Source organism: Streptomyces sp. NPDC043996 (assembly GCF_056435225.1).
This window is the reverse complement of sequence record NZ_JBWKEY010000007.1, coordinates 87,579-106,961: the sequence shown is the minus strand read 5'-3', so window position 1 is coordinate 106,961 and position 19,383 is coordinate 87,579. Positions and strand designations below refer to the sequence as shown.

Here is a 19,383-nt window from a genome sequence, read left to right as displayed (position 1 = left end):
CCCAAAGGGTGACGTTACCCTGGTCGGCCCCGCGGGGTCCTACGGGTCCGCAGGGCGGCCTCCGCCAGGGCGAGGTTGGCTTCGGCGAGGGCGAGGGCGGACCGCTCGCCGCGCCCCTTCGCCAGGGCGACCGCCGCGCGCAGCGCCCGCGCCGACTCCTCCAGGCGCCCCGCCTTCAGCAGGGTCACGCCGTGGTTGTTGAGGGCGCCGGGCTCCCCCGGGCGGCCGGGCAGGGCGCGGATCAGGGCCAGGGCGCGGGCCTGGGCGGCGAGGGCTTCGGGCAGGCGGCCGGAGAGCTCCAGATAGGTGCCGAGGGCGGTGCGCGCCCGGGCCTCCTCGTGCCGGTCGCCGGACGCGCGGTAGGTGTCGGCGGCGCACCGCACGGTGTCGGCCGCCTCTTCGTGGCGGCCGTGGTGGGCGAGGGCTCCGGCCAGGGTGACGCGGGCCTGGTTCTCGTGGTGGACGTCGCCGAACGCGCGGAACCTCTCGACGGCCTGCCCGGCCAGGTCGACGGCACGCTCGTACTGGCCGATGAGCGTGAGGTCGGTGGCCAGATTGCTGAGGGCCATGGCGCCGTTGTAGGCGTCGCCGGTCTCTTGTGCGGCGGCGAGCGCGCCGGTGTGGGCGTCGGTCGCCGCGCGCGGACGGCCCGTCTCGCGCAGGGCCATGCCCAGGTGGTTGAGGGTGACGCCCTCGCCGCGCCGGTCGCCGGTGCGGCGGCAGACGGCGAGGTCCTCCTCGTAGGCGGCGATGGCCTCCTCGTACCGGCCGACGTCGTACAGGGCCATGCCGAGGTTCGTGTAGGCCATGCCCTTGGAGCGCGGGTCGCTGTCCGGCGGGAACAGGGCGAGGGAGCGCTTCAGGACGCGGATGGCGCGGTGCGGGCGGTGGGCCTCCTGGAAGGCGAGGCCGAGGTTGCTGAGGACGAAGGCCTCGAAGTGGCGGTCGGCGGAGGACCGGTGGCGGGCGGGGCCGCGCAGGCGTTCGTGGGCGGCGAGCGCGGTGCGGTACGAGGTGATGGCGGCGTCGAAGCGGCGCAGCTCGCGCTGGGCGGAGCCGAGGTCGCTCAGCAGGGCGGGCTCGTACGGGCGCAGGTCTTCGGGGGAGCGCGTGGCGCGGGCGGTGCGCACGGCGCGGGCGGCGAGGTCGACGGCGTCGTCGAGGTGGCGGCGGCCGATGAGGTAGCCGAACAGGGCGAAGTGCAGGATGAGTTGGGCGGTCGGCTGGCCGAGTCCAGGAGCCGCGCGGGCGACGGCGAGCAGGTTGTCCCGCTCGGCGTCGAGCCAGCTCGCGGCGGAGCCGGGGGTGGCGAACCGGGGATGGGCCGCCGCGCCGACCGCCAGGCGCGGGCCCGCCGCGCGGGCCGTCGCCACGTAGTGGGTGTACAGCCGGGACGCGGCGCCCGCGAGGTGCTCGGACGAGTCCTGCTCCCGGCTCCGCTCCTCCGCGTACAGGGCCATGAGGTCGTGCAGCCGCCAGCGGCCGAACGCGGCGGCGGGCTCGATGAGATGGCCGCGGGCGAGAGCGAGGAGCAGCTGTTCGGTGGCGTCGGGGGCACGGTCCGCGAGGTGCGCGGCGGCCTCGGTGGCGAGGTCGGGGCCCGGGTTCAGGGGCAGCAGGCGGAACAGCGCGGCCTGTTCGGGCGGCAGGTGCGCGTACGACAGGTCGAACGCGGCACGCACGGCGAGCTGGCCGTGCGCGAGCTGGCCGAGGCGCCGCACGCGGTCCTCCAGGGCGCGGGCGAGGTGGGCGGGCGGGCGGTTGCGCTGCTCGGCGAGGACGGCGGCGACGACGCGCAGCGCGAGCGGCAGGCCGCCGCAGAGCCGGGCGATGTCCCCGGCGGCGGGCGCGTCCTCCAGGCGGGTGTCGGCGGGGCCGAGGGCGGCCCGTACCTCCTCGCGCAGCAGGGCGACGGCGTGCGGCGCGTCCAGGACGGACAGGTCCTCCAGGCAGGCGTCGAGGTCGGCGAGCGTGTGCCGGGAGGTGATGAGCACCGGGGTGCGGGCGTCGCCGGGGACGAGCGGGCGCACGTGGTCGCTGTCGCGGGCGTTGTCGAGGACGAGCAGCACGCGGCGGCCGTGCTCGGCGCGGACGGCGAGCACGGAGCGGAACAGGCGGGCGCGGTCCTGGAGTTCCTCGGGGACGTCCTCCGCGGGCACGCCGAGCCCGGCGAGCAGCGAGCGCAGGGCGCGCCCGGCGTCCAGGCGCCGCGTCCTGTCGTACCCGAACAGGTCCAGGAACAGCACCCCGCCGGGGAGCCAGCCCCGGCCCCGGGCACGGGCGGCGACGTGCAGGGCCAGTTCGGTCTTGCCGACCCCCGCGAGCCCGGCGACGACGTGCACCCGGCTCCCGTCCGCGCCCCCGGCGGACGGCCGCAGCGCTTCGGTGAGACGGTCCAGGACGCGGTCGCGCCCGACGAACACCCGCGAGGGGGCGGGCGGCCCGTACGGGGCGGAGGTGTCGCGCCGGGGAGGCGGCAGCTGGACGCTGTGCGCCTGCGTGACGGGCCCGTGGAAGACACCGCCGTGGATCTCGTTGTGGGTGTCGGCGGGGGTGTCGGCGTGTCGTGCGCCCCGTGGGTCGTCGCCAACGCGCTCCCGGTCACCGGACATGGCCGCGCCCCCTCGGCGTCTAGTCGTCTAGTCGTCGGCGAGCTCCGCGACGCCCGTGACGCGGTGCAGCGGATACGTCTTCACCTCGTCGGCCGTGTGGTCGTACGCCGTGACGAAGCCGCCCTCGACGCGGATGGGGGCGATGACACGCTGGCTGGCGGCGCCGTCGGCGTTCACGTACCCGATCCACAGGGTCTCGCCGGTGAGGACGGCGGCCTGCATCGTGGCGAGGGTCTCGGCCGCCGTCGTGCGCGGCAGTTCGCCGCTCTCCGCGGGCGCGTCCTTGCGCGGGGCGGTGGCGGCCAGGTCACCGGCGCGGATGGCGCGCACGGCGGCGTCGAGGAGGGTGGCGTCCGGCAGCGGCGGGCCGTCGGGCACCGGCTCGGGCGCGGTGCGCGGCGGGGTGCGGTGGCTGTGGGCGCGGGTGATCAGGACGTCGCCTTCGGCGCTCTCGGCGGAGGGCGCGAAGCCGAGGCCGCGCAGCCCTTCGAGGAGCGCGCCGGGGTCGGCCTGCGCGGCGAGCACGGTGGGCGCGAGGCGCCGCAGGCGCAGCCCGTGGGCGCGCTTGTCGGCGAGGATCTCGTCCAGGACGCTCGCGTCGTCGCACCGCACGTACGCGGACGCGGCGCCCACCCGCAGGTGCCCGTGCTTGCGGGCCACGTCGTCGATCAGGTACGCGAGGGGCTGCGGGACGGGCGTACGGGAGTGCGCGGCGAGGAAGGCGTGCAGGTCGGACGCGCTCTGCCCGGAGTCGAGCGCGCGGCGCACGGAGCCCGGCGTGAACCGGTAGACGGTGGCGCCGCCCTTCGACTCGACGTCGGCGAGCACGTCGAGCGCGTCCGCCAGCGGCCGCTGGAGCGGGCCGGGGGCCACGGCGGTGAGGTCGGCCTGGAGGAGGACGTGGTCGAGGGGGTCGGGGAGGAGGGGGGCGAGGATGCGGGCGGCTTGGGCGGAGGCGGTGGCGCGTTCGGTGGGGGTGGGGTGGGGATGGAGGGGGGTGACGGCACCGCCGTGCGGGTCGGCGGGGGCTGCCGGGTGCGCGGGTGGGTGGGTGGGAGCCCCGCCGCGGAGCGGCGGAGACGCGGCGGCTGCCGGGGAGCTGGCGGGCTGGGGGCCGTCCGGACCGCCGGGGGCTGTGCCGGAACCCGCCGGGCGCACGGGTGGGTGGGCGGGAGCCCCGCCGCGGAGCGGCGGAGACGCGGCCGCCGCCGGGGAGCTGGCAGGCTGGGGGCCGTCCGGACCGCCGGGGGCTGTGCCGGAACCCGCCGGGCGCACGGGTGGGTGGGCGGGAGCCCCGCCGCGGAGCGGCGGAGAAGGCTGCGCAACGCCCGGCCCGGCCGGAGAGGGCTGCCCAAGGCCCGGCTCAACGGGAGAGGGCCCCCCAAGGCCCCCAGCCACCAGCAACGCCCTCCCCTGCGCGGCCAGAGCGCCCCGTCCCGTCACCCCGAGCAGCTCCGCCTCCCCCAGGGCCCACCGCGCGAGGCGCACCCGCAGATCGTGGGCGCCCCCGCCAGAGGGCCGCTCCCAGCGCAGCCGGGCGAGCACCGACTCCGGCTCCGGCGCGGCGCCCTCCGGCAGCGCGGCCAGGAGCGCGAGGACCCGGTGCCGCACCTCGGGCGCGGCCGAGCGGTCAAGGCCGGGCCCGAGCGCGGACAGCGGCCGGTCCTTGGCGTCGCGCCCGCCGACGAGCCCCGCGCAGCGGCTCGCGGTGAGCCAGGCCGTGGCGAGCGCCGCCCACCGCTCGGCGGCGGGCAGCTCCTGCCAGGCGTCGTAGGCGGGCGTCGCCGCGTACCGCTCGTCGGCCTCGCCGTCGGGCGCGAGCAGCCCGGCGGCGTAGGCGAGTTCGACCCAGAAGGCGGCCTGCGGCTCCGCCACGTCCAGGGCGACGGCGGTGCGCTTCAGGTCGCGCACGCTCAGGCCGCCCGCGCGCAGCACGGCGGGCCCGCCCTCGTCCCAGTCCTTGAGCAGCTCCTCCACGGTGGCGAGCGCGGTGTACGCCTGGCCCGCGGCGGTCGTGTCCACAACCTGTGGACGGTGCTCGCGCGCGGCCGCCACCTCCGGCGGCCACGGCGCGAGGTCGCGGTGGGCGCGGCCGCCGCGCAGATGCAGGGCCGCCTCCCGGGGCAGCACGACGGTGCCGGGCGCGGTCGGAAGCAGCAGCCCCCGGTCGAGCAGCCAGCGCAGGTGCGGCGCGGGATCGGCGGTGACCTGCCCGTACGGCGGCCCCCACACCAGGCGCGAGAGGACCTCGATGGACTCGGCGGGGGCGCTGTCGAGCAGCGCGGACATCCGCTCCTGGTCCGTGAACAGCGCCGTGAGGGACTCCACGGCCGACACCGCGTCGTGCGTCGAGGCGAGCCCGGCCGCGGCGACGACGCTCTGCACCCGCCCCGGCGACATCCCGGCGGTGGCCTCCGCGACGGTCGGCCCGAGCCCGGTGGGCGAGGGCCGCTGCGGGGTCGGCGCGAGCAGCTCCCGCGCGGTGCGCACCAGGCGGAGGCGGTCGTCGGCGCCCCACACCAGGGCCTGCTCGCGCAGCGTCCCGACGGCCCGCCGCAGCGTGTCCTCCGGGGCGCCGTCGAGCAGCGCGGCCAGTTGCTCGTACGAGGCGGGGTCCGGGGCCACCGCGAGCGCCTCGGCGACCTGCTGCGCGAACCGGTCGAGCCGCTCCAGGGCCCGGACGACCGAGGCCCGCGTGCCCGCGCGCGTCGCGAGCTGCGTCAGGTCGTTCGGCACGGGCGTCAGCAGGTCGGGCCGCGCCCGCAGCAGCGCGACGAGACGGTCGTCGGCGCTTGCCCTGAGGGCTTCCGCCAGGGAACGGGGGGCGTCCGGGGTGCTCATCTCGCCACGGTAGCCGGTCCCCGGCGCGACCGACGGACCTCGGGCGGCCGCTTTCCCCGAGCCGCGCCCCCGCGAACTGCGGCCCGGCGCGCTGCTGTTCGACCAGAAGCACGCCACCGGACACGCGCCGCCCGCGCGCGGCCGACGCGACGGACGCGGGCGGCGGGACCGCCCCGACCAGCGAGAACTAGGCTGATCCCGATCATTCCCCGCGGAAGAGCCCGCAGCAGAACCCGCAGCAGAACCCGCAGAAAGACACGGCCCCCCGGTGACCGAGCCCCGCCCCCACGCCCTGTTCTCCTTCGGCACGCTCCTGGACGAGCGCGTCCAGACCAAGCTGTTCGGCGGTCCGGTCCCGACGACCCCGGCGTCCCTGGCCGGGCACACGACCCGGCCGCTGCCGATCACCGACCCGGACGTCATCGCCACCAGCGGCCTGGACGTGCACCTGACCCTGAAGCGCGCGATCGGGGAGAGCGTCCAGGGCGCGGTCCTGCGTCTGACGGACGCGGATCTGGCCGCGGCCGACGCCTACGAGGTTGACGACTACGCCCGCAGGCGCGTCCTCCTCGCCCCGGACGACAGCACCCCGGGCGACAGCACTGCGGACGACACCGCCCCGGACGACAGCACCGCGGGCGACAGCACCCCGGGCGACAGCGCCTGGGCGTACCTGGACGCGCGGCCGCTGCGCCCGGCGGCACGCGTCGTCATCGTCGGCGACAGCATCGCGTACGGCCGCTGCGACCCGTACGGCGGCTGGGCCGCGCACCTGGCGGCCGCGCACATCGCCGCGGACGAGGCCGCCCACCGCGTCTTCAACCTGGCCATCCCGGGCAGCACCCTGGCCGACGTGGCCGCGCAGACGCCCCCGCTCCTTAGCCCCCGGCTGCCCGACACGCTGCTCGTCGCCGCCGGGATCAACGACTCCGCCGTGCCCGTCGGCGGGCACGGCCCGGGCGGCGACCCGCTGGAGCGGCTCCCGGAGCACCTCGACGCGCTGGCCGGGGCCGCGCACCGGCACGGGGCCCGGCTCGTCGTCGTGGGCCCGCTGTGGCTCGACGAGACCCGGACCGCCGACTACGAGGGCCTGTGCTTCACCGAGGCCCGCGCGCTGCGGCTGCGCGCGCTGCAGCGGGACTGGTGCGCCCGGCACCACGTCGACCACCTGGACCTGTGGGAGCCGCTGCGGGGACGGCCCGAGCTGCTCGTCGACGGCCTGCACCCCACCCCCGAGGGCCACAAGGAGCTCTCCGTGCGGCTCAGCGCCCTCACCGGCTGACGACGGGCCGCTGACCCCGGGGGAAGGACGCGCGCATGAGGCACACTGGACGTTTGGCCAGGCGCCGCCGTCCGCGGCGCCCGGGCACGGGTTCGTGAAGGGATGCGTACGTGAACGGACCGCTCATCGTCCAGAGTGACAAGACCCTCCTGCTCGAAGTCGACCACGAGCGGGCCGACGCCTGCCGCCGGGCCATCGCCTCCTTCGCCGAGCTGGAGCGCGCCCCGGAGCACATCCACACCTACCGCGTGACGCCGCTCGGGCTGTGGAACGCGCGGGCGGCGGGGCACGACGCGGAGCAGGTCGTGGACGCCCTGGTGGAGTTCTCGCGCTACCCGGTGCCGCACGCGCTGCTCGTGGACGTCGCCGAGACGATGGCCCGCTACGGCCGCCTCACCCTGTCCAAGCACCCCACGCACGGCCTGGTGCTCACCACCACCGACCGCCCTGTCCTGGAGGAGATCCTCCGCTCGAAGAAGGTCCAGCCGCTGGTCGGCGCCCGCGTCGACGCGGACACGGTGGCCGTCCACCCCTCCGAGCGCGGCCAGATCAAGCAGACGCTGCTCAAGCTGGGCTGGCCCGCCGAGGACCTCGCCGGGTACGTGGACGGCGAGGCCCACGCGATCGACCTGGCCGAGGACGGCTGGACCCTGCGCCCCTACCAGCGCCAGGCCGTCGAGGGCTTCTGGCACGGCGGCAGCGGCGTGGTCGTGCTGCCCTGCGGCGCGGGCAAGACGCTGGTCGGCGCGGGCGCCATGGCCGAGGCGAAGGCCACCACGCTGATCCTCGTCACCAACACCGTCTCCGCCCGGCAGTGGAAGCACGAGCTGGTCAAGCGGACCTCCCTCACCGAGGACGAGATCGGCGAGTACAGCGGTACGAAGAAGGAGATCCGCCCGGTCACCATCGCCACGTACCAGGTCCTGACGACGAAGCGGAAGGGCATCTACCCGCACCTGGAGCTGTTCGACTCCCGGGACTGGGGCCTGATCGTCTACGACGAGGTGCACCTGCTGCCCGCGCCGGTCTTCAAGTTCACCGCCGACCTCCAGGCCCGCCGCCGCCTCGGCCTGACGGCCACCCTCGTCCGCGAGGACGGGCGCGAGTCGGACGTGTTCTCGCTGATCGGGCCCAAGCGCTTCGACGCGCCGTGGAAGGAGATCGAGGCGCAGGGCTACATCGCCCCCGCGGACTGCGTGGAGGTGCGCGTCGACCTGACCGAGTCCGAGCGGCTCGCGTACGCCACGGCCGAGCCGGAGGAGAAGTACCGCTTCTGCGCCACGACGGCGACCAAGCGGAAGGTCACGGAGGCCATCGTCCGGAAGTTCGCGGGCCAGCAGATCCTCGTCATCGGCCAGTACATCGACCAGCTCGACGAGCTCGGCGAGCACCTGGACGCGCCGGTCATCAAGGGCGAGACGTCCAACGCGCAGCGCGAGAAGCTCTTCGACGCGTTCCGCGAGGGCGAGATCAGCGTGCTCGTCGTGTCGAAGGTCGCGAACTTCTCCATCGACCTGCCGGAGGCGACGGTCGCCATCCAGGTGTCCGGCACGTTCGGCTCCCGCCAGGAGGAGGCGCAGCGCCTCGGCCGCGTCCTGCGCCCGAAGGCCGACGGCCACCAGGCGCACTTCTACTCCGTGGTCGCCCGCGACACCATCGACCAGGACTTCGCGGCCCACCGCCAGCGCTTCCTCGCCGAGCAGGGGTACGCCTACCGGATCATGGACGCCGGGTCGCTGCTCGCGGACTGACGGGCCCGGGGGGCGGCGGTCAGCGGCGGCGGACGCCCGCCTCCTCGGCGTACTCGCCGAGCACGGTGACGCCGAAGGCCGCGGTCACGAAGACCTTCGCGGCGCGCACGGCGTCGCCGAAGCGGTGCGGACGGTGGGACTCGGAGGCGGCGGTCGCACCGTCGGCACGGCGGCCGCCGGGGGCGAGGGACGCGGGGCTGAGGACTGTTGCGCTGCTCATGTCTCCATGGTGCTGCGCGGGGCGGGCCCGGACATCGGCCTGCGGGGGTAACCGCGCGGGTCCCCCCGTAGGACCCAGGGACCGTGCCCTCTACACCTCCGGACGGACGGCACCCCTGAGGACCGTCTCAGGGATGACTCAGGGTTGACGCCCCGGGCCTCCGTAATTCGTTGGTGCCGCCACGGACGTCTCACTAGGATGCCTCCTTCCCCGCCTCCCGCCTCGCCGTGGAGCGCCGCCGCCCGGTCGGAAACCGGCGGTTCAGAGCCCACCCGTGACCACCCGCACCGGAGGCAGACCCCCGTGAACCCCCCACCCGCCGACCCCCTCGACCCCCTCGACCCCCTCGTCCCTCTCGACCCTCTCGACCCTCTCGCCCGGGAACGGACCCACCTGTCCGCGTCCCGCTCCGCGCTGCGCGCCATGCGCGAGGACGTCGAGTCCCTGGACATCCGGGACGTCACCGCGAACTGGGTCAACGCCGAGGTCCTCCAGGGGCAGATCGACGACCGGATCAAGGCGCTCGCGGACCTCGCGCACACCCCGCTGTTCTTCGGCAGGCTCGACTTCCTGCACGCGCCCGGCGCCGACCTCGCCGAGGGGGCCGAAGGCGAGCGGTTCTACATCGGGCGCAGGCACGTGCACGACGCCGACGGCGACCCCATGGTCATCGACTGGCGCGCGCCCGTGTCCCAGCCGTTCTACCGGGCGTCGAAGAAGGACCCCATGGACGTGGGGCTGCGCCGCCGGTTCGGCTACACCGGCGGCGACCTGACGGCGTACGAGGACGAGGACCTCACGGACACCGCTGCGGCCGAGCGGACCAGCAAGCTGCTCCAGCAGGAGATCGAACGGCCGCGCGTGGGCCCCATGCGGGACATCGTGGCGACGATCCAGCCGGAGCAGGACGAGATCGTACGCGGCGGGCTCGCCGGATCGGTGTGCGTGCAGGGCGGCCCCGGCACCGGGAAGACCGCCGTCGGCCTGCACCGCGTCGCCTACCTCCTGTACGCCCACCGCGAGCGGCTCGCCCGCACCGGCACCCTCGTCATCGGGCCGAACCGTTCCTTCCTGCACTACATCGAGCAGGTGCTGCCCGCGCTCGGCGAGTTGGAGGTCAAGCAGGCCACCGTCGACGACCTCGTGGCACGGGTGGAGGTCCGGGGCGCGGACGACGCGGCCACCGCCCTCGTCAAGGGCGACGCCCGCATGGCCGAGGTGCTGCGCCGGGCCGTGCGCGCGCACGTGACGCCGCCCACCGAGGCCGTCGTGGTGGTGCGCGGCTCGCGCCGCTGGCGCGTACCGGCGTACGAACTCGAGGACATCGTCCGGGAGTTGCAGGAGCGCGACATGCGGTACGGCGCGGCACGCGAGGCGCTGCCGCAGCGCATCGCGCACGCCGTGCTCGTCCAGATGGAGCGGTCCGGGGAGGCCCCGGACGACCGCGTGCAGGACGCCGTGGCGCGCAACGCGGCGGTGAAGGCCGCCGTGAAGGCGATCTGGCCGCAGGTGGACCCGGCGAAGCTGGTGCACCGGCTGCTCAGCGACCCCGAGTTCCTGGCCGCGCACGCCGAGGGCGTCCTCTCGGCGGAGGAACGCGCGGCCCTGCTCTGGGCGAAGCCCGCACGGACGCCGAAGAGCACCAAGTGGTCGGCGGCGGACGCCGTCCTGATCGACGAGGCCACCGACCTGATCACCCGCACCCACTCCCTCGGCCACGTCGTGCTCGACGAGGCGCAGGACCTGTCCCCCATGCAGTACCGCGCCGTGGGCCGCCGCTGCACCACCGGCTCGGTGACCGTCCTCGGCGACCTGGCCCAGGGCACCACGCCCTGGGCGACGCGCGGCTGGACCGAGGCGCTGGCCCACCTGGGCAAGGAGGACGCCGTCGTGGAGGAACTCACGGCCGGCTTCCGCGTACCGCGCGAGGTCATCGCCTACGCGTCCCGCCTCCTGCCCGCGATCGCTCCGGGCCTGACGGCGGTCGAATCGGTACGCGAGTCAGCGGGCTCGCTAACGGTACGACCCGTCGGGCCCGACGGCCTCGACCGAGCGGCCCGCGACACCGCCGCCCTCGACACCGCTGCCCTGGACGCGGCGGTCCTCGACGCCACCGCCCTCGACAACGCTGCTCTGGACGCGGCGGTCCTCGACGCCTGCGCCGAGTCGCTCCGGCACGAGGGGTCGACCGGCCTGATCGCGGCGGACGCGCGGGTTCCGGCGCTGGCGGCGGCGCTGGACGCGGCGGGCGTCCCGTACCTCGCCCCCGGCGAGGAGACCACGCCCGACGTGCGCCTCACCCTCGTGCCCGCGTCGCTGGCCAAGGGCCTTGAGTACGACTACGTGGTACTGGACGAGCCCGCGGCCGTGGTCGCCGGTGAGCCCGACGAACGCACGGGTCTGCGGCGCCTGTACGTAGCCCTGACCCGAGCGGTCTCCGGCCTGACCATCCTCCACGCCACCCCACTCCCGGCCCCCCTGACCTAACCACCACCCGGAGCGCCCCCTGCGCCTCCCCACCCACGGCTTCGCCAGCCACCCCCCGTCTCCGCCGCTCCGCGGCGGGGTCTCCCACCCACCCACCCATGACTCGCAGCTGCGCCAGCCACACCCCCGCTCCGCCGCTCCGCGGCGAGGTCTCCCACCCACCCACCCATGACTCGCAGCTGCGCCAGGCACACCCCTTCTCCGCCGCTCCGCGGCGGGGTTTCCCACCCACCCGCCCGTGACTGGCAGCTGCGCCCCGCACCCACCCCGCTCCGCCCGGGCCGGGGGGCACCCACGGCCAACTGTCAAAGCCACGAGTAACGGGCGGGTGGGTGGGAGACATCCCGCCGCGGAGCGGCGGGCACATGGGCGACGGGCCGCAGCCGAAAACGATCCGGGCGGCAGGCGGGGGGGCCACCCACCACCACGGAGTCACGGGCGGGCGGGTGGGAGACATCCCGTCGCGAAGCGGCGGGGACATGGGCGACGGGCCGCAGACGACAGACGAGCCAGGCGGCAGGCGGGGGACCACCCACCCACCACAGAGTCACGGGCGGGCGGGCGGGTGGGAAACACCCCGTCGCGACGCGGCGGGCACGTGGGCGACGGGCCGCAGACGACGGCAGGCCGGGGGGCGAAGCCTCAGGCGTCCAGAGCCCGCCGCCAGGCGGACACCGCGTCGGCGGAGAGCGGCCGCCCCCACCCGTGGGGCCGAGCGGCACCGCCAATGTGGAACGCACCAAGCCCCGCCCCCCGCAACCGCGCGAGGTGCTCAAGCCGCAGCCCACCCCCCACCAGGATCGTGGCCTCATACCCGGGCTCCCCAGCCCGAGCCGCCTCGGCGACAAGCGTGGGCAGCCCCTCATCAACCCCGGCGGCAGCCCCCGCGGTGAGGTAGGTGTCAAGCCCCGGCAACTCCGCGAGCTGCTTGCGCAGGGCGTCCCGGTCGGCGGCCCGGTCGATGGCCCGGTGGAACGTCCACCGGCAGCCGTCGAGCGCCCCCACGACCTCCTCGACGGCGGCGAGGTCGGCCCCGCCCGCCTCGTCGAGGAAGCCGAGGACGAACTCATCGGCGCCCTCGGCCCGCAGCTCGCGCGCCCGGCGCACAAGGGCGGCGACGTCCCCGGCGGCGAAGCCGTCGGCGAGCCGCAGCATGACGCGCAGCGGGATGTCCACGGAGGCGCGGATCTCGGCGAAGGCCTCGCGGGACGGCGTGAGTCCGTCGGCGGCCATGTCGGTGACCAGTTCGAGGCGGTCCGCACCTCCGGCCTGGGCGGCGACGGCGTCCTCGGCGTCGAGGGCGATCACCTCCAGGACTGCGCGCTTGCTCATAGGTGTCGTCTTCCTTCTCGCCGAATCCGGTCCTGAGCCTGGTGCCGGCGCTGGCGGGAAGCCAGCCGGCGGCGACCACCGAAACACAGGTCTAGTCCAATTACCAGAGTAAACGCAGATCACCCCGGCGCGCATGTGTCCGCACCGGGGTGATCAGGCCAGTCCGACCCGTTCGCATCAGCTCAGTGGCTTGAATCCACGCAGTCGCAGGCTGTTGCCGACGACGAACACGGACGAGAAGGCCATCGCGGCCCCCGCGATCATCGGGTTGAGCAGTCCCGCCGCGGCCAGCGGCAGGGCGGCCACGTTGTAGGCGAAGGCCCAGAAGAGGTTGGACTTGATGGTGCCGAGGGTCTTGCGGGAGAGCCGGATGGCATCCGCCGCGGCCCTCAAGTCACCCCGTACGAGCGTCAGGTCGCCCGCCTCGATGGCGGCGTCCGTGCCGGTGCCCATGGCGAGCCCCAGGTCGGCCTGGGCGAGCGCGGCGGCGTCGTTGACGCCGTCGCCGACCATGGCCACCGAACGCCCCTCGCCCTGGAGGCGCTTGACGACGTCGACCTTGTCCTGCGGCAGGACCTCCGCGATGACGTGCTCGGGAGCGATCCCCACCTCGGCGGCGACGGATTCGGCGACGGCCTTGTTGTCGCCGGTCAGGAGGATCGGCGTGAGGCCGAGGGCACGCAGCCGCCTAACAGCATCCGCACTGGTGTCCTTCACCGCGTCGGCCACTTCGAGCACGGCCCGCGCCTCGCCGTCCCAGGCGACGGCGATGGCGGTGCGGCCCGCCTCCTCGGCCGCGTCCTTGGCCTTCTTCAGCTCCTCGGGCAACCGCATCGCCCACTCATCCAGCAGCTGCTCACGCCCCACCAGCACCGCGTGCCCCTCGACGATGCCCTGCACGCCGAGCCCGGCGATGTTCGCGAAGTCCTCGGGCGTGGGCAGCGCGCCCACCTTCGCGGCCGCACCGGCGGCCACGGCCTGCGCGATGGGGTGCTCGGAGGCGTGCTCAAGGGCGCCCGCGAGCCGCAGGACGTCCGCCTCGTCGGTGCCCTCGGCCACGTGCGCGGCCAGGAGGGTCATCTTTCCGGTGGTGACGGTGCCGGTCTTGTCCAGGACGATCGTGTCGACGCGGCGGGTGGACTCCAGGACTTCGGGGCCCTTGATGAGGATGCCGAGCTGCGCGCCGCGCCCGGTGCCGACCATGAGCGCGGTGGGCGTGGCGAGCCCCAGGGCGCACGGGCAGGCGATGATCAGTACGGCGACGGCGGCCGTGAACGCGGCGGTGAGTCCCACCCCGTTGCCGAGCCAGAAGCCGAGGGTGGCCACGGCGAGCGCGATGACGACGGGCACGAACACCCCGGAGATGCGGTCGGCGAGGCGCTGGGCGGCGGCCTTGCCGTTCTGGGCGTCCTCCACGAGCCGCGCCATGCGGGCCAGTTGGGTGTCGGCGCCGATGCGCGTGGCTTCGACGACGAGCCGCCCGCCGACGTTCAGGGTCGCCCCGGTCACCGCGTCGCCCTCGCCGACCTCGACCGGCACGGACTCGCCGGTGAGCATCGAGGCGTCGACGGCGGAGGCGCCCTCGACGACCCGCCCGTCGGTGGCGATCTTCTCGCCGGGCCGCACGAGGAACTGGTCCCCGGTCATCAACTCACTAACTAGAACGTTCTTTTCAGTGCCATCCCTAAGTACCGTGACGTCCTTCGCGCCGAGCTCAAGCAGCGCCTTAAGGGCGGCGCCCGCCTTCCGCTTCGAGCGGGCCTCGAAGTACCGCCCGGCGAGGATGAAGGCGGTGACTCCGGCCGCGGCCTCCAGATAGATGTTCCCGGCGCCGTCGGTGCGCTCGATGGTCAGCTCGAAGGCGTGCGTCATGCCGGGCTCACCGGCCGAGCCGAGGAACAGCGCCCACAGCGACCACAGGAAGGCCGCCGACGTACCGACGGAGATCAGCGTGTCCATGGTGGCCGCGCCGTGCCGCGCGTTGGTGAAAGCGGCCTTGTGGAAGGGCCAGGCGGCGTACGTGACGACGGGCGCCGCGAGCGTCAGGGACAGCCACTGCCAGTACTCGAACTGGAGGGCCGGGACCATCGCCATGGCGATGACGGGCACGGACAGCAGGACGGCCGCGATCAGCCGCTGCCGCAGCGGCCGCAGCGCGGCGTCACCGTCGTCGGCGCCGTCGGCGTCTGCCCCGGCCTCACCCCCCTCCGTACGGGGTGGCGCGGGTTCCTGCGCGGTGTACCCGGTGGCCTCCACGGTGGCGATCAGATCGGCCACGGCGAGTCCTTCGCCCTCGAAGCTGACCTTGGCCTTCTCGGTGGCGTAGTTGACGGTCGCCTCCACGCCGTCCATGCGGTTCAGCTTCTTCTCGATGCGCGCCGCGCAGGAGGCGCAGGTCATGCCGCCGATGGCTAGCTCTACCTGAGTGGTGGACATGTCATCTGCTCCTCGTGCCGGGACGGCCGGGATACCCGGGGTCGGTATGGCCTTACGAGAAATATTTATACCCCCCAGGGGTATCGACCGCAAGAGAGATCCCCGCTTGACTTCATACCCCCAGGGGGTATCGTCACCATCCAGGAATCCAGAACACTCACAAGGAGCCGACGACGCCATGAACACCGGACTCAAGATCACCGCCTTCGCCGCGGCCGTCGCGGCGACGTTCGGCACCGCGTACGCGGTGGGCACGAGCGTCGACACGGTGGGCACACCGGCGGCGCACAGCACGGACCACACCGGAAAGCAGAACCAGCAGAACCAGCAGAACCAGCAGAAGAAGAAGCCAGGGACGGGTGAAGGCGCGGCCCACACCCCCGCGGGCCTCCAGGTGGCCGCCGACGGCTACGCACTCGACCTGAAGACACCCCGCGCCAAGGCGGGCGACCCCACGCGGCTGCGCTTCACGGTGTCCCGCACGGACTCGGGCCGCACCGTGACGACGTACCAGAAGGACCACGGCAAGGAGCTGCACCTGATCGTCGCGTCACGCGACCTGACGACGTACCGCCACCTGCACCCCACCCGCGCCGCCGACGGCACCTGGTCGGTCCCGGCGACGCTGCCGAAGGCCGGGGACTACCGCGTCTTCGCGGACTTCCGGCCCGAGCGGGCGAAGGAGAAGGTGACGCTGGGTACGGACCTCGCGGTGACGGGCGCGTACGAGCCCGCGCGGCTGCCCGCCCCCGCGGCCAAGGCGAAGCTGGCGGACGGCTACGAGGTGCGCCTGGACGGCGCGTTGACGCCCGGCGAGCCCGGCCGCCTCACCTTGCGCGTCACCCGCGACGGCAAGCCCGTCACCGACCTCCAGCCCTACCTCGGCGCGTACGGCCACCTGGTGGCCCTGCGCTCCGGCGACCTCGCCTACCTCCACGTCCACCCGGAAGGCGAGCCCGGCGACGGCCGCACGAAGCCGGGCCCGGCCGTCTCCTTCACGGCGACGGCCCCGAGCGCGGGCTCCTACCGCCTGTTCCTGGACTTCCGGCACGAGGGCCAGGTGCGCACGGCGGCGTTCACGGTACGGACGACGGACACCGCGGAAGGCGGCGGGGACGCCGGGCACGCCCACTGAACGCGCCCCCCACACCCCATCCCCACCCCACCCCACCCCACCCCCGCGACCTCTAACTGAAGATCGACAGCTCCTCCGCCGTCACCCCCGCCAGTTCGAACCGCGCGCCCGCAAGCGGGCGGCCCGCGTACAGGCGGATCAGGGTCGGGGCGTCGCCGATGTACCGCGCGGGCGGGCGGCTGCCGTCGGCGGCGCCCAGGGTCAGCGGCTCGTCGAAGTCGTCGAGGTCCGCGTGCAGCGGCGGCGCCGGGCGCTGCTCGCTGAACGCGGCGAGCAGCGCGAGCGCGTCGCCGAGCCCGGCACCGGCGTACGCGCCGGGCAGCCCCCACGCGTCTCGTACGTCACCCGCGTGCACCCATTCGCCGAGGGCGACGCCGTCGAGCAGGCCCTTGGACGCGGCGATGGCGGCGCCCGCGTGCGTCATGCCGTACTCCAGCTCGTCCACGACGCGGGAGACGGGCCACGGATCGCGTTCGGCGATGTCCCTGTCGTTGGCCTCCGCCGTGAACACGCCCTCCTCGAAGCGGCTTTCGACGACCCGCGTCAGGGCGGCGGCGCAGTGCGCGAGCACATGGCGGACCGTCCAGCCCGGGCAGCAGGTGGGAGCCGTGAAGGCGGCGGCGTCAGCGGCGCGCAACAAGGGGATGAGCGTGTCGCGTTCGGTACGGAGGAGTCGGCCGGGCCGGTCGGAGTCGTACGCCGTGGAGGGCGTGGTCGCGTCGCTCGTCATGCGGGCCACCCAACCCCTCACCGCCCTCAATGGCAACGGCACGACACCCTCCGGTTCCAGCCCGTCCGGCACGTACCGTGACCCCATGGCCCACTCCACCGCCCCTCTCCACACCCGCTGGCACGAAACCCTCACCGCGGCCCGCCACCCCGCACCCACACCCCCCGACCCCACCCCCTACGCCGACGCCCTCCTGGCCCGCTGGTCAGAGCCCCACCGCCGCTACCACACGCCCACCCACCTCACCGCGGTCCTGGACCACATCGACACCCTCCAGAGCCACGCGGACCACCCGCACCTGGTGCGCCTCGCGGCCTGGTTCCACGACGCCGTCTACGCCCCGGACCGCTCGGAGAACGAGGAGCGCAGCGCCCGTCTGGCCGAGCGGGCCCTGCCGGAGGCGGGCCTTACGGCGGCGGACACCGCTGAAGTGGCCCGCCTGGTACGGCTGACCATCACGCACGACCCGGCGGAAGGGGACCGCGACGGCGAGGTCCTGTGCGACGCGGACCTGGCGGTCCTGGCCTCGCCGCCGGACGCCTACGCGGCGTACGCGGCGGCGGTCCGCGAGGAGTACGCCTTCGTCCCTGACGAGGCCTTCCGCGAGGGCCGCGCCAACGTGCTGCGCCAACTCCTGGCCCTGCCCCGCCTGTTCCGCACCCCGTACGGGGCAGCGCACTGGGAGTCCCCGGCGCGCGAGAACCTCGTCGCCGAGCTGGCCCTGCTGACGTAGCCTCGGCGCATGCTGGAGATGGGCGCGGAACACATCGACCGGGCCACGGCGCACGCGGTGCGGGCGCTGCGGGCGGCGGCGACGGACGCGTACGACTGGACGCGGCCCGCGGGCGGCCTGGAGTGGAGCTGCCTCGACACGGCCGCGCACATCACGAGCGACTTCACGGCGTACGCGGCGCAGCTGACGGGCCGCACCACCACGACGTACGTCCCGATCGACGTGCGCCTGGAGGAGGGCACGGGCCCGGCGGGCGCGGTGCACGCGGTCGAGGCGTCGGCGGGGCTCCTCGCGGCGGTGGTGCGCACGACGCCCGCGGGGGTGCGCGGCTTCCACCCGTTCCCGTACGGCAGCGCGGACGCGCGCGGCTTCGCCGCCATGGGCATCGTGGAGCTGCTGGTGCACACGTACGACATCCTGCGGGCCTTCGACATCGCCTACGAGCCGCCGGAGGACCTCTGCGAGGCGCTGCTGGCCTGGCAGTTCCCGCACGTGCCGCCCGCCCGCGACGGCGCCTCGCACGGGCGGACCCTGCTGTGGGCGACGGGCCGCGCCACCCTGCCGGGCCGGGCCCGCCCCGAGCGCTGGCGCTGGCACAACCAGATCCACCTGCCCGCCGACCGGATCGCCCTCCTGGAGATCGCGCCCCCGGCCCTGGCCGACCTCGCCACCGGCGGCACCGGCGGCTTCGACTGGATCGAGGGCGGCCCCTGCGAGGGCACCCGCACCGGCGCCGCACTGATCGCGAAGGCGTACGCCGCCGGGACGCACCGCCCCGAGTGGGGCTCCTACGCGATCATCCGCACCACCGACCAGCGCGCCCTGGGCGCCATGGGCTTCCACGGCGCCCCCGACGACGAGGGCTGGGCGGAGATCGGCTACGACCTGGTCCCCACGGCCCGAGGCAACGGCTACGCGACGGAGGCGCTCCGCGCGCTGACGAAGTGGGCCCTGTCCCTGCCGGATGTCCGGGGCGTACGAGCCGTGGTCGCCGAAGGCAACACCCGCTCCGAGGCGGTCCTCACCAGAGCGGGCTACACCCGAGACGCGGACCGAGAGGGCCAGCGAACCTATCTAGCCCGTCCGGCGTTTGAGGACGAGGCGCGGAGCGCCAATTGCGGTTGAGCGGGGCCCGGGGCGGCAGCCCCGGTTTCGGGAAAGGGGCGGGCCTGGGGCGCACCGCGAGGCCTAAACCCCGCGCCCCTTCCGCCGCCGCAACCCCGCCCCCACAAGCACCCGCACAACCTCCCGAGACCCCACCTCCACAGCCCCCGCCGCCACGGCATCCGCGTACCGCGAAGACGGAACGTCATAGTGATCCCGCTCGAACGCCCGCTCCGGCACCCCGATCCGCGCGGCGAACGCATGCAGTTCCTCATACGACACATCACTGACCAGATGCGACCAGAGCCGCCCGTGCCCGGGCCAGACCGGCGGATCTATATAGACGGTCACGTCAGGCTCCCCACAGCCGCCACGACGACCCCCGCCTTCCCGCACACCCAGTGCGGATCGGGCCCCAGCTCCGGCTCCACGTCCAGGGCGTGGGGATCGCCCGAGCCGCAGACGGGGCACAGCGGCCAGCGCCCGTACCGCTCCAGGATCTTGTCCTGGACGTCCTGGGCGACGAGCCCGGCCACGTAGTCGGCGCCTTCGGGCCACTGCTCGACCCACCAGCGGCGGTGTGCCACGGCCTCCTCGACGAAGGAGACGACGTCGGCCTGCGCGACCTCGCGCGCGGCGAGGTCGGCGAGGACGAGCGCGCGGGCGGCGTGCAGCGCCTGCTCCAGGGGGTCAATCGTGTCCATACGGCAATTGTCACCC

The 19,383-nt window shown here is 74.8% G+C and carries 14 protein-coding genes; 6 read left to right on the top strand and 8 right to left on the bottom strand.

All coding sequences use genetic code 11. From position 1 onward, the window contains the following. Window positions 1–14: 14 nt before the first annotated feature. A complete protein-coding gene (locus AC07A4_RS19760; protein ID WP_478600174.1) occupies window positions 15–2,612 on the bottom strand; it encodes an ATP-binding protein in 2,598 nt (865 codons plus the stop codon). A 27-nt stretch (window positions 2,613–2,639) separates the two neighbouring features. Then, window positions 2,640–5,453 carry a helicase-associated domain-containing protein gene (locus AC07A4_RS19755; RefSeq protein ID WP_478600172.1) on the bottom strand — a complete coding sequence of 938 codons (2,814 nt, stop codon included), beginning with the start codon at window positions 5,451–5,453 and terminating at the stop codon, window positions 2,640–2,642. A gap of 268 nt (window positions 5,454–5,721) precedes the next feature. Between AC07A4_RS19755 and AC07A4_RS19750 the strand changes: the two genes are divergently transcribed. Beyond that, entirely contained in the window at window positions 5,722–6,735 is a 1,014-nt protein-coding gene (locus AC07A4_RS19750; protein ID WP_478600169.1) for a GDSL-type esterase/lipase family protein, read from the top strand. Window positions 6,736–6,845: 110 nt separating this feature from the next. After that, complete coding sequence (locus tag AC07A4_RS19745; RefSeq protein ID WP_478600167.1) at window positions 6,846–8,486, top strand: DNA repair helicase XPB; 1,641 nt, start codon at window positions 6,846–6,848, stop codon at window positions 8,484–8,486. Between the two features lie 19 nt (window positions 8,487–8,505). Here the strand turns inward: AC07A4_RS19745 and AC07A4_RS19740 are convergent, their stop codons facing one another. Continuing rightward, on the bottom strand, window positions 8,506–8,706 hold the full coding sequence (locus AC07A4_RS19740; RefSeq protein ID WP_478600165.1) for a hypothetical protein: 201 nt from the start codon (window positions 8,704–8,706) through the stop codon (window positions 8,506–8,508). A gap of 423 nt (window positions 8,707–9,129) precedes the next feature. Between AC07A4_RS19740 and AC07A4_RS19735 the strand changes: the two genes are divergently transcribed. Further along, complete coding sequence (locus AC07A4_RS19735) at window positions 9,130–11,193, top strand: HelD family protein (protein ID WP_478601034.1); 2,064 nt, start codon at window positions 9,130–9,132, stop codon at window positions 11,191–11,193. A 642-nt stretch (window positions 11,194–11,835) separates the two neighbouring features. Here AC07A4_RS19735 and AC07A4_RS19730 read toward each other — a convergent pair. Both AC07A4_RS19730 and AC07A4_RS19725 read right to left on the bottom strand, forming a co-directional pair. Then, window positions 11,836–12,525: a copper homeostasis protein CutC gene (locus tag AC07A4_RS19730; protein WP_478600162.1), complete on the bottom strand. Its 690-nt coding sequence runs from the start codon at window positions 12,523–12,525 to the stop codon at window positions 11,836–11,838. Window positions 12,526–12,702: 177 nt separating this feature from the next. Then, window positions 12,703–14,961 carry a heavy metal translocating P-type ATPase gene (locus AC07A4_RS19725; RefSeq protein WP_478600159.1) on the bottom strand — a complete coding sequence of 753 codons (2,259 nt, stop codon included), beginning with the start codon at window positions 14,959–14,961 and terminating at the stop codon, window positions 12,703–12,705. Between the two features lie 178 nt (window positions 14,962–15,139). Between AC07A4_RS19725 and AC07A4_RS19720 the strand changes: the two genes are divergently transcribed. Then, a complete protein-coding gene (locus AC07A4_RS19720) occupies window positions 15,140–16,096 on the top strand; it encodes a hypothetical protein (protein WP_478600157.1) in 957 nt (318 codons plus the stop codon). Between the two features lie 52 nt (window positions 16,097–16,148). Here AC07A4_RS19720 and AC07A4_RS19715 read toward each other — a convergent pair whose 3' ends face one another. Next, window positions 16,149–16,826 (bottom strand): maleylpyruvate isomerase family mycothiol-dependent enzyme, encoded by a 678-nt coding sequence (locus AC07A4_RS19715; RefSeq protein WP_478600155.1) that lies wholly within the window; start codon window positions 16,824–16,826, stop codon window positions 16,149–16,151. A gap of 85 nt (window positions 16,827–16,911) precedes the next feature. Here AC07A4_RS19715 and AC07A4_RS19710 point away from each other — a divergent pair, with 85 nt between their 5' ends. Continuing rightward, window positions 16,912–17,559 carry an HD domain-containing protein gene (locus tag AC07A4_RS19710; RefSeq protein WP_478600153.1) on the top strand — a complete coding sequence of 216 codons (648 nt, stop codon included), beginning with the start codon at window positions 16,912–16,914 and terminating at the stop codon, window positions 17,557–17,559. Between the two features lie 9 nt (window positions 17,560–17,568). Then, window positions 17,569–18,684 (top strand): GNAT family N-acetyltransferase, encoded by a 1,116-nt coding sequence (locus AC07A4_RS19705; RefSeq protein ID WP_478600150.1) that lies wholly within the window; start codon window positions 17,569–17,571, stop codon window positions 18,682–18,684. A gap of 63 nt (window positions 18,685–18,747) precedes the next feature. On the opposite strand, the gene AC07A4_RS19700 is transcribed toward AC07A4_RS19705, so the two are convergent. Together AC07A4_RS19700 and AC07A4_RS19695 are read right to left on the bottom strand one after the other, a co-directional pair. Beyond that, window positions 18,748–19,014, bottom strand: a complete 267-nt coding sequence (locus AC07A4_RS19700; RefSeq protein WP_478600147.1) for a DUF4031 domain-containing protein — start codon at window positions 19,012–19,014, stop codon at window positions 18,748–18,750. Then, window positions 19,011–19,367, bottom strand: a complete 357-nt coding sequence (locus AC07A4_RS19695) for a hypothetical protein (RefSeq protein WP_478600145.1) — start codon at window positions 19,365–19,367, stop codon at window positions 19,011–19,013. The genes AC07A4_RS19700 and AC07A4_RS19695 overlap by 4 nt, the downstream gene beginning before the upstream one ends. Window positions 19,368–19,383 lie beyond the last annotated feature (16 nt).

Excerpts from the sequence above, each read along its gene's own strand:
- AC07A4_RS19735 (WP_478601034.1), top strand. The coding sequence starts at position 9,130 with ATGCGCGAGGACGTCGAGTCCCTGGACATCCGGGACGTCACCGCGAAC.
- AC07A4_RS19760 (WP_478600174.1), bottom strand. The coding sequence starts at position 2,612 with ATGTCCGGTGACCGGGAGCGCGTTGGCGACGACCCACGGGGCGCACGA.
- AC07A4_RS19755 (WP_478600172.1), bottom strand. The coding sequence starts at position 5,453 with ATGAGCACCCCGGACGCCCCCCGTTCCCTGGCGGAAGCCCTCAGGGCA.
- AC07A4_RS19715 (WP_478600155.1), bottom strand. The coding sequence starts at position 16,826 with ATGACGAGCGACGCGACCACGCCCTCCACGGCGTACGACTCCGACCGG.
- AC07A4_RS19705 (WP_478600150.1), top strand. The coding sequence starts at position 17,569 with ATGCTGGAGATGGGCGCGGAACACATCGACCGGGCCACGGCGCACGCG.
- AC07A4_RS19730 (WP_478600162.1), bottom strand. The coding sequence starts at position 12,525 with ATGAGCAAGCGCGCAGTCCTGGAGGTGATCGCCCTCGACGCCGAGGAC.
- AC07A4_RS19695 (WP_478600145.1), bottom strand. The coding sequence starts at position 19,367 with ATGGACACGATTGACCCCCTGGAGCAGGCGCTGCACGCCGCCCGCGCG.
- AC07A4_RS19740 (WP_478600165.1), bottom strand. The coding sequence starts at position 8,706 with ATGAGCAGCGCAACAGTCCTCAGCCCCGCGTCCCTCGCCCCCGGCGGC.
- AC07A4_RS19725 (WP_478600159.1), bottom strand. The coding sequence starts at position 14,961 with ATGTCCACCACTCAGGTAGAGCTAGCCATCGGCGGCATGACCTGCGCC.
- AC07A4_RS19710 (WP_478600153.1), top strand. The coding sequence starts at position 16,912 with ATGGCCCACTCCACCGCCCCTCTCCACACCCGCTGGCACGAAACCCTC.
- AC07A4_RS19720 (WP_478600157.1), top strand. The coding sequence starts at position 15,140 with ATGAACACCGGACTCAAGATCACCGCCTTCGCCGCGGCCGTCGCGGCG.